Here is an 11,783-nt window from a genome sequence, read left to right as displayed (position 1 = left end):
CTTGATCACATCTCTCCAGCGCTGAACTGCCGGGCTATCTGCCAGGTTTTTACCCGATCCTGCAATTTCGCCCAGCCTTCCCATACCACTAACCAGCCGGGCTGCCCTGTATGCTTTGAATCACCCCAACCACCAAGCCGAGCAATCGTTTGAAGCAGCCAAGTGACTGTTGGCGGCTTATCGGGCAACGCTTTTTTTTCATAGGTTAGCCAGAGAACCTGCCATTCATCATCACTGACCACCTCATTCGCGAGTGTTTTTTCACTCCAAAGCTTTCTGTCTTTGTGCTGCCTGTCATTCGGTAACATTAATGCTTCACGGATTTGCATTAGTCTGACAGCGACAAACATTAATATGACCGCAAGTCGTTCAATGTTATCCGGAGATTGCAGACGAAGCCTTTCTACTCCTGCTCCCGATTTCCAAGCCTTATGGAACTCTTCTATTCGCCATCGGAGCTCGTAAAATCGAATGATAGAGCGACAGTCTTCGAATGTTTCAATATCTTCAGTTGTCAATAGTACCCAGTGCAAACGGTCTTCGGAGTCATTGCCAATCTCTTCAGCCGACACAATATTCATAGTTACCGGTTCCGGCCTGCCGCCTGGCCTTTGCGGCGCCTGTATTGTCATCTTCTTTCTTTTGACCTGCAGCGTTGCCTTTCGCTTCTTTCTACCTCCTTTTTGAGGAACCACTATCGTATATTTCCCCAACACTTCAGTCTGAGCTAAGGAATCAAATAATAAGAGTTCGCCATCCAGGATTCTGTTTTGTGTAGCTCTTACAACAAACCGCTGTCGGTTATCCAGTTTGTAGTGCATATATTCGTATATATCCGCCTCCCGGTCGCAAACACTGATGATGTCAGGCATTTTACCCCCCATCCTTTGTTCTGTGTTTTCAGAGGCTCTTTGCCACTTAAAGCTTTCCTTTCCCTCGTAAGGTAGCTGACGACGTTGGTTCTTTTTCCCCCGCTGAACGTCCTCTCTAACCCATCGTTCTTGATCAATAAGCCCAATGCTTCGCTCTGTATCCGCATCAACCAAGAAGACAGAGTGGACGTGGAATCCTCTGGTTTTAGAGCCTTCAGGACCTCCAAGATCACCAAGCTCGGATCTGACAGCATGTTTATAACCCAGGGTTGTTGTATCTTCGAGAGCCAGAAGTAGGCGAGACTGTCTCGCTATTTTGGCAGTTGCCTGAAAGCCTGCCTCAGCTATTGCTTCAGGCTTTACGGCCTCATTCTCAATCAGCCGGTAAGCTCCAGTTACCAGTGCGGTATAACCTTCGCATGAAGATGACAAAGAATTACCGGTATGAGCTGAAAGCTCGGCAGCAACTTTGACAAGTCGTTTTGTACGTCGAGTATCGCCCAAATCAGCACATCCAAAAGTTAGTTCTGACCATGGTTTAGGAGAAAGTGGAAGCATGACCTGTTTTATCAGTGAGAAATGATAGAACAAGGTAGCTATTTGTGATCAAGAGACAGGTTTAAGACAAGTGCCCTGATGCCCTTTCTTCCACGGCTTTATTACCAGAAGACTGTCTCAGACTTTTAGGATTGGGTTTTTCATCCGATGGATCGGTACCTTTATCTGCGGAAAGGTCGTCAGAATGATCTGGAGAATTACTGTTTTTACAAGGTTTTTGATAACCATCAGACGATGGCGGCTTGCTGCTGTTTTGACTGTTCTTGCCAACCTTTTCTTCCAATTCTCGACATCGCTCTTCCAGACAGGCAACTCTCATCCGCAGCTCTGCATTCTCTTTCAAGAGAATCTCAGCCGACATAGTTGCGGGTAGTTCTGGAATCATGCTGGCGAATATTGTGGAAAAATGGTGCTTAAGAGGATGGTATAAAAATCAGAAAATTCCAGATTTATGTGGGGGTGCTGAACAGTTACCACCAAACTTACATGGAGTCCCCGAAAACCCTACCAGGCAGCGGCTCTTTATCATGCTGCCAGATCCGTATGCATTCCCACGCGGAGCGTGGGAACGAGGGGTCTGGCTGTAAGGGTATTAGCGCTTTTCTGCACTAGGAGGCTGACCGAGAATAGCGCCCATAGCGAGAATGGCAGAAAATTGAGGATAAAATTCAGAAATTTTTGGTTAATAGTGGTTTTATTTGCTAAAAATTTTCGGATTTTTAGACCAATTTGCCGCCACCACGGTAGGGCAGACTATTCTCGGTCAGCCTCCTGGACTTCAGGAACAGCAATTCCCTCGTCGCATCTAAACTGTTTTGCCCCGCTAACGATATATCATATAACCCTAACAACAAGGATGCGGGAAAATCATGCCCAGACAGAAAGCAAAACCCAAGAGTACCGCCTCAAAAAAAGATAAGCAGCAACCCAAGTCACCAAAGGATGACTGGGTTGGACTTAGCTTCAGAGTCTCCCCCGAGTTTTCCAGGGAATTTAAGGTGTATGCAGCCAAGAATGATTACAAATTGGTTGATTTACTGAAAGAAGGCTTTAAGGCACTGAAAAAGCAGCGCTTGCGTTAGCTCCCGCCCCATCAAAGCCAAAAACAACCAAGAACTGCTCCAAATACAGAGCAGCACACACGGTTGGCGAGCAAGAGTGCATAAGAAAATTCAAGTTAAAAAAAATCAGCCTAATGGCTGATTTATTGAATTGTAACGGAAGACCGGATTCATTCTTGTCATAATTAACCGTGTCATTAACACCGGAAAATTTCACCCTAGCAACTGGGCTATTCCCACAATAAAAAATGGTGGAGCTAAGCGGGATCGAACCGCTGACCTCAACACTGCCAGTGTTGCGCTCTCCCAGCTGAGCTATAGCCCCATATTATCCTGACGCAGAATAATTGGCGTCCCCTAGGGGACTCGAACCCCTGTTACCGCCGTGAAAGGGCGGTGTCCTAGGAGGCTGTCCGAGAATAGCCTGATTAAGTATAATCAGGCATCTTCTGCCCACTTTGTTGTTGCCGAAACGGATGTCATCAATCAAATTCAAAGATAACCCTGCTGATTTTGACCAGCACCTGATGTTCCCATCGAACATCTTCGACCTGCTGCCACCAGATCATGATTGCTTCGTTTTTGAAGAGGCTCTTTTCGAATTCCGAACTGCTGAACTATCCTTGGTGGATATAATTAGCCATCGCCAGCATTGACCATGAATATAGGCCGAATCTCAGATCTCATCAGTAATGACACCTGCTTTGAGATGATCCGTGAGAACCGCTGGCCAGATGGCACTGTTCTCTGTCCGCACTGTGATTCTGAGAATGTCAAAAAGAATGGACACGACAATGTGCAGGTAGAGTGCCAGCACTATTACTGTAAGTCCTGTAAGCGCTACTTCGATGACCTGACAAATACGGTTTTCGCAGGACACCACCGACCACTCAAAGTCTGGATTGCCTGTCTCTATTTAATGGGGCTGAACGTCTCCAACAGCCAGATAGCTCAGGAACTTGATCTGTGTGTCAGTGATGCACACCATATGACCACAGTCTTACGAAATGGTGTTGTTGACCGAAAGCCTGAAGTGATTCTTGATGGCGAAGTTGAATTCGACGAGGTCTACATTGTAGCTGGTCACAAGGGACACCCTGAAGCATTAAAAAAATCTGGATCGTCCACCGAGAAAAAGAAGGCTTAAAGGCGCTCCGGGCCGTGGGACTCTTGAAAAAGACAAACCGCCGGTATTGGGAATGATTCAAAGGGGAGGTCAGGTCATTATCAACATGCTGTCGAACGTTAAGAAGGCGACAATCGAACCATTTATCAAGAAACACGTAGCCCCACAGAGCCAGATTTATACCGATGAATACAACATCTATGATGACCTTGAAAGCTGGGGCTTCAGACATAAAACGGTCTGTCACGGCAAAGGTGAGTATGCTCGTGATGATGACAAAGACGGTATTTACGAGGTGCATGTTAATACTATGGAGGGGTTTTGGTCACTTCTACGCTCGTGGCTAAGGCCTCACAGGGGAATATCCCAAGAGGCTTTACCCCTTTACCTTGGCTTTTTTGAGTTTTTGCATAATATTGGCCGAAGAGGCAAAAGTCTTCTTCAGCCCTTAGTCAACTTGCTGGTTACATAGCAGTCTGGAATTGGAAAAGAGCCTTTGAAGATATCTTCAAGCATATCGACACCTCTGAAGTGGAAAAGCAGTATCACCATCTTGGCCAGAATGCCTACCACCCACGACTGATTATATCGATCCTGATCTATGCCTATAGCCATGGTGTGTTCAGCTCCAGGGAGATTGAACGGCGCTGCAATCAGGACTTGGCTTTCATGTATATCGCCAAACAGCACTGCCCAAATTTCCGGGTGCTCAGTGACTTTCGTAAAAACCAGGCCACCTTTTTTAAAAGCAGTTTCAAACAGAGCGTGCTGCTCGCCCGGGAACTACAGATGGCCTCGCTGGGCCACATCGCTCTTGATGGTTCCAAATTCAAAGCCGACTCATCAAAGCATAAGGCCATGAGCTACGCACGACTTAAGGCCAAAGAAGCTGAATTAATGGCTGAAGTTGAGGCCCTGATTAAAAAAGCCGAAACCAGTGACAGTGAAGAGGACGATGCTTATCAGCAGGAGACTGGCTACAGCATTCCTGAAGACTTGCAATTCAAGCAGGAACGGTTAGAGAAAATCCAGGAGGCCAAAAAAGCGCTTGAAGAACGGGAACAGGCCCTGAATCCCGATAAGCCGATAGACGACAAAAAGCAAATCAGCTTTGCTGATCATGATGCCAGGATCATGGGTAAAAAAGGCAGTGGCTATCAGTACAGTTATAACGCCCAGATCAGCGTCGACAGCGATAATGGTATCATTGTTGGCCAGCACATCAGCCAGCATGCCAATGACAAGCAGGAAGTAAAGCCTGCACTTGAAGCCATTGCAGAAGCAACAGATAACGCGTCCATTGGCAAAATGAGTGAGGATAATGGCTATTACTCAGGGCCCAACCTGCAAGCGTTTGATGATGCGAACATTGACGCTTACATGGCTACGGATCGACAGGAGAAGCCTGCAACAGAGGGACTGGAAGACTCTGACAGAAAGTTTGTCAAAGCGGATTTTATTTACCATGAAGCAGACGACAGCTTTACCTGCCCTGCCGGTGAGAAGCTGATTTATAACACGGCTAGCAAAGCAAAACACAAAAGCTACCGCGTCAGTAAAGATATCTGCCGGGATTGCCCGTTACGTAAAAGGTGCAGTGGTGACAACAAAGACCCGGGGAAAGTGATTCGCACAGACCGCCACGAAGCCATACGCCAGGCGATGAACCGCAAAATGGAAACCAAAGAGGCCAAAGCGGTTTATGAGCGTCGCAAGGTGATTGCGGAACCGCCTTTTGGCCAAATCAAGAACTCAGGATTCAGAGGGTTCAGTGTCCGGGGTAAGGAAAAAGTGGCTGGAGAATTTTCACTGGTCTGCAGTGCTTATAATTTCAAAAAAATTGTCAAATCGGTTTCAACGGGATCAATCCGTCTTGAAGAAGCAAAAAGGCTTAAAATGGCAGCATAAAGGCAAGCAAAAGGGTAAAAAACGCAATTTTTACCCCAAAACAGGCTAAATTTAGGTCAATATTTGATCAGCCAAGAAAATGCTGAAGCTTTCGTTTTTTCAATAGCTAGTTCTCGGACAGCCTCCTAGGCCACTAGACGAAGGGGACATAAGACCTTCTGACCTAAACGATACAGTTATCACTTATATCATCCAAGTTCTAGATTTGGAGCGGGAAACGAGGTTCGAACTCGCGACCTCAACCTTGGCAAGGTTGCGCTCTACCAACTGAGCTATTCCCGCTATAAAAGTAATTTCAGGACTCTTCAAGCCCTGCTCTCTATCAAAGAGAATGAGTGGCGTCCCCTAGGGGACTCGAACCCCTGTTACCGCCGTGAAAGGGCGGTGTCCTAGGCCACTAGACGAAGGGGACGCAAACCTTCTGACTTAAATAATACAGTTATCACTGGTATCACTTAAGCTCTAGATTTGGAGCGGGAAACGAGGTTCGAACTCGCGACCTCAACCTTGGCAAGGTTGCGCTCTACCAACTGAGCTATTCCCGCAATAAAGCAATTTCAGGATTCTTCAGGCCCTGATCTCTCTCAAAGAGAATAATTGGCGTCCCCTAGGGGACTCGAACCCCTGTTACCGCCGTGAAAGGGCGGTGTCCTAGGCCACTAGACGAAGGGGACGCAATACCTTCTGACTTAAACGATACAGTTATCACTGATATCACTTAAGTTCTAGATTTGGAGCGGGAAACGAGGTTCGAACTCGCGACCTCAACCTTGGCAAGGTTGCGCTCTACCAACTGAGCTATTCCCGCAATGAAAACAATCTTAAGAGCTCTATATTTCTTAAGCTCTTACTCTCCACAAAGAGAAGAGAATAATGGCGTCCCCTAGGGGACTCGAACCCCTGTTACCGCCGTGAAAGGGCGGTGTCCTAGGCCACTAGACGAAGGGGACGCAAACATCAAACGATGTTTGGTGGAGCTAAGCGGGATCGAACCGCTGACCTCAACACTGCCAGTGTTGCGCTCTCCCAGCTGAGCTATAGCCCCAAAACCTCCGCAGCAACAATACATATTGTATTCAATATGCATGCAAAAACTGCTTTGCCTTGCACCTTCCGAGAAACGCTTTGTATTGCTCCCCGAAACGCAGGGCGAATGATATGGATGCCCCCCCGGTCCTGTCAAGCGTCGCTTATAAAAATTATGTTCAAATAATGGTGCTGTTATGTATGTATTGATGAGAAAGGCCGATAAGCACACGGCCTCAGGGCAAAGCAGGGGATTTATAGCGCTAAAAACTCTTTTTCCAGGCGCTTCGCCTCTTTTTTAGAAACACCACCCAACACCTCAACGGCATGACGAAGACGCGCACGGGTCATATCCGGACCAAGGATCTCCATGGACTCCATAACCGACCAGGAGTTTGGCGTACCAGCAATAGCAACAAAGATGGGATGATTAAAATCACCCAGCTTAATGTCCATAGCTTTGGAAAGTCCTTTAATTTCAGAGAAAATCTGATCACGCTGCCACTGGCGCAGCTGCTCAAGCTTCCAGAGAGTGAACTGCAGCACCTTCTTAACATCACCCGCTTCCAGCTTTTTATGAGCAAAATCTTCAGACGACAGATCCAGCATGCCGGAGAACATAAAGGCAGCGATGGGGGCGAAATCACTCAGGCGCTCAACACGTTCTTTTGCCATTGGCAGAAACTTCATCAGATAGTCACGATTCAGTAACCAGTGATGCAAGCGATCAGCAAACTGTTCCGTGGTCAGATTTTCACGAATCCAGCTGGCATTCAACCAGGACAGCTTATCCTGGTCAAAAATTGGGCCGCCCAGAGAAACCCGTTTGAGATCAAAATCCGCCAGCATTTCTTCCAGAGAGAATTTCTCCCGCTCGTCTGGCATCGACCACCCCATACGACCAAGGTAGTTCAACAGCGCCTCCGGCAAATAACCCATATCTCGATAGTAAGTAATACAGGTCGGGTTCTTCCGCTTGGACAACTTGCTTTTATCAGGGTTTCTCAACAACGGCATATGACAGAGCACAGGCATCTGCCAACCAAAGTACTCATACAACAACTGATGCTTGGGCGCAGAGTTAATCCACTCCTCACCACGAATAACATGGGTGATTTCCATCAGGTGATCATCAACAACATTGGCCAGGTGATAGGTTGGCATACCATCGGCTTTCACCAGCACCTGCATATCCACCTGGGACCAGTCAATCTCGATGGTGCCACGCAACATATCATCCACTTTGCAGACACCACCCTCGGGTACCTTCATTCGAACAACGTGAGGCGCACCCGCATTCAGTCTGGCCTGAACGTCGTCTTCAGAAAGGTGCAGGCAGTGGCCATCGTATCCGGGCGTCTGCTTGTTAGCCATTTGCTCTGCACGCAGGGCATCAAGCCGCTCAGGTGTACAAAAGCAACGGAAAGCATGTCCTTTATTCAACAGTATTTGGGCGTGCTCAGCGTAGATTTCCCGGCGCTCACTTTGCCGATAAGGGCCGTGGGGTCCGCCAACATCAGGACCTTCATCCCAATTCAACCCAAGCCAGCGCAGAGAATCGAGAATCTGCTGCTCAGACTCAGGGGTACTTCTGGTTTGGTCGGTATCTTCTATGCGGAGCAGAAACTGGCCGCCCTGACTCTTGGCAAACGCCAGATTAAACAGGGCAATATAAGCAGTGCCAACATGGGGATCACCGGTAGGGGACGGTGCAATACGGGTGCGTACAGTCATGGGATCGTTTTCTCAATAAAACCTGAACACAACAGGAGCAGGCTGACAGAATGCCAAAACGAGTATTATAAGGCTGGGATCCGGTAGCACCCAAATATTGATTTAATTCCGTGAAATCACACTTCCCTTTTTATCCCCAGACGGGACATCAACCAGCCAATGGTAGTGCCCTGAATCAGCAGTGAGAAGAGAATAACGGCAAGCGTCATTTCTATGATTATTCGCTTTTCCGGCATGGAGTCCGGGATCGACAGCATCAGGGCAACCGGCACAACCCCTCTTAGCCCTCCCCAGAACATCACCTTCATGGAATTGCCGTCCACTTTACCACTCAATGGAATCAAATTACTGAGTGGTAACAACAGGTACACCACCAGGAAGCGCGCCAATAGCACTGCCAAAATGGCAATAATCAAAGTGGGGTAGAAACTGCTGAGCTGCTCTAAATTGCGCAACAGGAAGTCCTCACTTAACCCTAACAGCAGGAAAATAAAGCTATTGGCAACAAATGCCATAAACTCCCAGTAAGGATCAAGGTGACGCAACGTCATAAAGTCCGCCATGGCCCGACGACCATAACTGCGGGTGATAATCCCGGCAGCAATAACTGACATAACGCCCGAAGTTTCAAATACATGATCAGCAATAATAAAGCTGGAAAATGCAAGAATGGTTGTCAACGCAATATGCACATAGGGCATACCCCGGGATAACCTGAGGAGTAACAGCATTCCACCCCCCATGGCTGTACCAATAAAAATCCCGCCAAAGAAAACCCTGAAGAACTCAATACAGGCCGAAAAAAATGTACTGCCAGACAACCCTGTTCCCGACTGAATAATCGAGAGCACAATACCAAACATGACTATGGCGGTTGCATCATTCAACAAACTCTCTGCATCCATCAGCAGAGACATACGCTCAGGTGCTTTAACCTCTTTAAAGAGTGCAATAACGGCAACCGGGTCCGTTGCTGAAATCAGCGCACCAAAGAGCAGCGCACCGGCCAGAGTCAAAGGCGTCAGCTCGCCCAGAATCGCCCCCACAACCAGAGTAGACAGAACCACGCCAAGAATTGCCAGCATCAACACGGGTACCAACTCTTTCATCAGTGCTGATAGCTTTATATTGATGGCTGCCTCAAACACAAGCACCGGTAGCAGAACATACATGATCAGGTCATGAGTCAGGAAAAGACGGCGAATAGGCGCCAGTATTTCACAATATTCAGCCACTATCCCCAGTGCCATGCCGATCACAACCAGCCCAATGGTGTAGGGAAAACGCAGCTTTTTAAGCAGAATCGCCGAGGCCGCTGCCAATAAGAAGAGGCCGCAGAAGATCAGCATGGGGATGGCGAGACCAGCGCCAGAATGTGTTACCGACATTTCGTGTTCCGTTTATCAATAAATGCCGAAAAAAAAGTGGGATCGTAAGTTCGACATTCCAAGCCATGGGTTCAGATTACCCATGGCCATATTGACCGGTCAGTCCATGTCTCGGCATACCTCAGGAATGGCGAGGAGAGAAATAGAACCAGAGATAGCGGAGGGCAACATAAGTTACGATCACCGTCGCCACCAAAAGTTCAAAACCGGCCAGATTATTAATGACATCACAAACTTTTTGATAACCCTGCTGATTAAGTATATCCGCCAGCTTGAACAACGCTGTAGCCCCAATCACCATTGGAAAGGTGAAAGCAGCATATCCCGGTGAAAACGGCAGACGCAGTAAACGGACAAACGCAACATAGACCAGACTCGTCATAAAAATAGCCAGTGGCAGCAGGACTGCGACCAGTAAGTAATTCGGCTGGTTAGTGATGGACAGGTAACCTGCCAGAGAAAGGCTCGCCGGAGCCGCCATAATGGCAAACGTAGGCAGTGCCGCATCAGGAATAGTTTCTCTGAAAATCAGGCGATACAGCATCACTGGCAATTTTATGAAGTAGCAACACAGCCCGAAAACGAACAGCATAAAGACCAGATTTTCATGCCCCATACCTGCGCTGGTCACAGCGGCAACAATAATGCCCACGGGCGGCACAAACCAGCTTGGCACCATATGATGCAACTGGAAGTCAATAAGCCTGTGAACCGTAAAACCGATAAACAACAGGAGATGAGCAATAACTGCCAACAGCCAGAGTCCTTTGGCAAAAACAGGCATCACCGACAACAATGATTGTGCAATCACCATACTCGCCATCGCACAGGTTGGCATTACACTGCTAGCTACCGGGTGAGCCAGATCCTCCCGAAACAGTTCAGGGTTACTGATAAATTTGGCAACAATTGCCAAAACCAGCAGGCTGGCCAGCAGCGCCGAGGACAACTTGAACCACTCGGCATAGCCGGGCAGTGCCAATGCCCAGACGGCTCCAAGACTGGCAATACCCAGTGCCAGACCACCCAGTGGAGTAGGCACATTCCTGAGACGGACACTCAAACCGGTTTTACGCATCGGTAAGCCATCTTCTAACTGACTGACAACGGTCACTTGTACTCATCTCCAGAAAATAGTTGGAATAACGATATAACCCAACAGAAAATAAGAAAAATCAAATTTATGGATAGTCAGATTCAATTTTACTTATACTCAATAAAATTCAACAAGATAGTCAGTGACCCCGGACGACATTAACGTGCATGTAACACTAAGACAACTGCAGGTCTTCAGAGCCATAGCCACTCTTGGTCAGGTTCAGCTGGCTGCACGTCAACTTTATATGTCCCAGCCAGCAACCAGCATGGCCCTGTCTGAACTGGAAAAGCACCTGAGCTGCCAGCTGTTTGACCGCACTGGCAACCGACTGGTCCTGAATGCAGAAGGAAATAAGTTACTCCCCTTTGCCTGTGAACTACTGGACCGTAGTGCAGAAATATCACGACTGTTCGATCACAGCGACCACCACAGAGGCAAAGTGACGATTGGAGCCAGCACCACCATTGGCAACTACCTTTTACCAGAAGTGCTTGCCCGATTTGAACAGGCAAAGCCGGACATCACCGTAGAGCTGGATATCCATAACACCACAACCATCATAAATAAACTGGCGACACTGGAAATTGATCTTGCCTGTGTCGAAGGTCTCTGCCAACACCCCGACATTGAAACAATCCCCTGGAGAGAGGACCACCTGGCTCTCTTTTGCAGTAGCAAACACCCTTTGGCAAAAAGCAAAACGGTAACCCTTGAAAACCTTGAGCAGACAGAGTGGATATTACGGGAGTCCGGGTCAGGCACCCGTATGCTTTTTGAGCTCCATATTGGTCAGCATTTACGACAAAGGTGCCTGAAAATGGAGCTTAATCAAACAGAAGCGATTAAAAACATGGTGCGCTCTGGCATCGGTATCAGCTGCCTTTCTGAACTTTGCATTGCTAACGAGCTGGCTCAGGGTGAGTTGGTACGACTCCCCTTCCCCAAAAAAAACATGAAACGGCAGTTATGGTTCTCGACTTTAGAGTCTGTATAAAACGATAATTCGGTCAG

General features: G+C 47.8%; 12 protein-coding genes and 8 tRNA genes. 7 read left to right on the top strand and 13 right to left on the bottom strand.

All coding sequences use genetic code 11. From position 1 onward, the window contains the following. Positions 1-5 precede the first annotated feature (5 nt). Positions 6-1,430 (bottom strand): IS4 family transposase, encoded by a 1,425-nt coding sequence (locus tag MJO57_RS26850; RefSeq protein WP_252020113.1) that lies wholly within the window; start codon positions 1,428-1,430, stop codon positions 6-8. Between the two features lie 61 nt (positions 1,431-1,491). Then, a complete protein-coding gene (locus tag MJO57_RS26845) occupies positions 1,492-1,815 on the bottom strand; it encodes a DUF6444 domain-containing protein (RefSeq protein ID WP_252020111.1) in 324 nt (107 codons plus the stop codon). On the opposite strand from MJO57_RS26845, the gene MJO57_RS26840 reads away from it, so the two are divergent. Beyond that, positions 1,814-2,017 (top strand): hypothetical protein, encoded by a 204-nt coding sequence (locus tag MJO57_RS26840; RefSeq protein ID WP_252020109.1) that lies wholly within the window; start codon positions 1,814-1,816, stop codon positions 2,015-2,017. The genes MJO57_RS26845 and MJO57_RS26840 overlap by 2 nt on opposite strands. 282 nt (positions 2,018-2,299) lie before the next feature. Continuing rightward, complete coding sequence (locus tag MJO57_RS26835) at positions 2,300-2,512, top strand: hypothetical protein (protein WP_252020107.1); 213 nt, start codon at positions 2,300-2,302, stop codon at positions 2,510-2,512. A 228-nt stretch (positions 2,513-2,740) separates the two neighbouring features. On the opposite strand, the gene MJO57_RS26830 is transcribed toward MJO57_RS26835, so the two are convergent. After that, positions 2,741-2,816, bottom strand: a tRNA-Ala gene (locus tag MJO57_RS26830). 151 nt (positions 2,817-2,967) lie between these two features. Between MJO57_RS26830 and MJO57_RS26825 the strand changes: the two genes are divergently transcribed. Genes MJO57_RS26825 through MJO57_RS26810 form a run of 4 tightly spaced genes read left to right on the top strand, consistent with a single transcriptional unit; the run spans position 2,968 to position 5,525 of the window. After that, the gene (locus MJO57_RS26825) at positions 2,968-3,147 is read left to right on the top strand and encodes a hypothetical protein (protein WP_252020106.1); all 180 of its coding nucleotides are present in this window, start codon (positions 2,968-2,970) and stop codon (positions 3,145-3,147) included. Positions 3,148-3,149: 2 nt separating this feature from the next. After that, on the top strand, positions 3,150-3,638 hold the full coding sequence (locus tag MJO57_RS26820) for a transposase (protein WP_252018121.1): 489 nt from the start codon (positions 3,150-3,152) through the stop codon (positions 3,636-3,638). After that, entirely contained in the window at positions 3,607-4,089 is a 483-nt protein-coding gene (locus MJO57_RS26815; protein ID WP_252026893.1) for an IS1595 family transposase, read from the top strand. Before MJO57_RS26820 ends, MJO57_RS26815 begins: the two co-directional genes overlap by 32 nt. After that, positions 4,086-5,525: an IS1182 family transposase gene (locus MJO57_RS26810; protein WP_256493388.1), complete on the top strand. Its 1,440-nt coding sequence runs from the start codon at positions 4,086-4,088 to the stop codon at positions 5,523-5,525. Before MJO57_RS26815 ends, MJO57_RS26810 begins: the two co-directional genes overlap by 4 nt. Before the next feature lie 206 nt (positions 5,526-5,731). On the opposite strand, the gene MJO57_RS26805 is transcribed toward MJO57_RS26810, so the two are convergent. The 10 genes from MJO57_RS26805 to MJO57_RS26760 form a co-directional block, all read right to left on the bottom strand. After that, positions 5,732-5,807: transfer RNA gene (locus tag MJO57_RS26805), tRNA-Gly, on the bottom strand. A gap of 54 nt (positions 5,808-5,861) precedes the next feature. Further along, positions 5,862-5,937 (bottom strand) — tRNA-Glu (locus MJO57_RS26800). Positions 5,938-5,994: 57 nt separating this feature from the next. Next, a tRNA-Gly gene (locus MJO57_RS26795) sits at positions 5,995-6,070 on the bottom strand. A gap of 53 nt (positions 6,071-6,123) precedes the next feature. Further along, positions 6,124-6,199 (bottom strand) — tRNA-Glu (locus tag MJO57_RS26790). 58 nt (positions 6,200-6,257) lie between these two features. Beyond that, a tRNA-Gly gene (locus tag MJO57_RS26785) sits at positions 6,258-6,333 on the bottom strand. A 66-nt stretch (positions 6,334-6,399) separates the two neighbouring features. Beyond that, positions 6,400-6,475 (bottom strand) — tRNA-Glu (locus tag MJO57_RS26780). A 19-nt stretch (positions 6,476-6,494) separates the two neighbouring features. Beyond that, positions 6,495-6,570 (bottom strand) — tRNA-Ala (locus MJO57_RS26775). A gap of 236 nt (positions 6,571-6,806) precedes the next feature. Then, on the bottom strand, positions 6,807-8,285 hold the full coding sequence (gene gltX, locus MJO57_RS26770; protein WP_252020104.1) for a glutamate--tRNA ligase: 1,479 nt from the start codon (positions 8,283-8,285) through the stop codon (positions 6,807-6,809). Between the two features lie 116 nt (positions 8,286-8,401). Continuing rightward, positions 8,402-9,634, bottom strand: a complete 1,233-nt coding sequence (locus MJO57_RS26765) for a sodium:proton antiporter (RefSeq protein WP_252020103.1) — start codon at positions 9,632-9,634, stop codon at positions 8,402-8,404. Between the two features lie 160 nt (positions 9,635-9,794). Continuing rightward, positions 9,795-10,787: a TDT family transporter gene (locus MJO57_RS26760; protein ID WP_252020102.1), complete on the bottom strand. Its 993-nt coding sequence runs from the start codon at positions 10,785-10,787 to the stop codon at positions 9,795-9,797. A 145-nt stretch (positions 10,788-10,932) separates the two neighbouring features. On the opposite strand from MJO57_RS26760, the gene MJO57_RS26755 reads away from it, so the two are divergent. Continuing rightward, positions 10,933-11,766, top strand: a complete 834-nt coding sequence (locus tag MJO57_RS26755; RefSeq protein WP_252020101.1) for a LysR substrate-binding domain-containing protein — start codon at positions 10,933-10,935, stop codon at positions 11,764-11,766. Positions 11,767-11,783: the final 17 nt, after the last annotated feature.

This window comes from Endozoicomonas sp. SCSIO W0465, from assembly GCF_023716865.1.
Taxonomy (GTDB): Bacteria; Pseudomonadota; Gammaproteobacteria; order Pseudomonadales; family Endozoicomonadaceae; genus Endozoicomonas.
This window is presented reverse-complemented; position numbering and strand designations above follow the sequence as displayed.

Bases quoted from the DNA above. Each gene is read 5' to 3' on its own strand.
- gltX (WP_252020104.1), bottom strand. From the start codon at position 8,285: ATGACTGTACGCACCCGTATTGCACCGTCCCCTACCGGTGATCCCCAT.
- MJO57_RS26765 (WP_252020103.1), bottom strand. From the start codon at position 9,634: ATGCTGATCTTCTGCGGCCTCTTCTTATTGGCAGCGGCCTCGGCGATT.
- MJO57_RS26835 (WP_252020107.1), top strand. From the start codon at position 2,300: ATGCCCAGACAGAAAGCAAAACCCAAGAGTACCGCCTCAAAAAAAGAT.
- MJO57_RS26840 (WP_252020109.1), top strand. From the start codon at position 1,814: ATGCTGGCGAATATTGTGGAAAAATGGTGCTTAAGAGGATGGTATAAA.
- MJO57_RS26825 (WP_252020106.1), top strand. From the start codon at position 2,968: ATGTCATCAATCAAATTCAAAGATAACCCTGCTGATTTTGACCAGCAC.
- MJO57_RS26850 (WP_252020113.1), bottom strand. From the start codon at position 1,430: ATGCTTCCACTTTCTCCTAAACCATGGTCAGAACTAACTTTTGGATGT.
- MJO57_RS26820 (WP_252018121.1), top strand. From the start codon at position 3,150: ATGAATATAGGCCGAATCTCAGATCTCATCAGTAATGACACCTGCTTT.
- MJO57_RS26845 (WP_252020111.1), bottom strand. From the start codon at position 1,815: ATGATTCCAGAACTACCCGCAACTATGTCGGCTGAGATTCTCTTGAAA.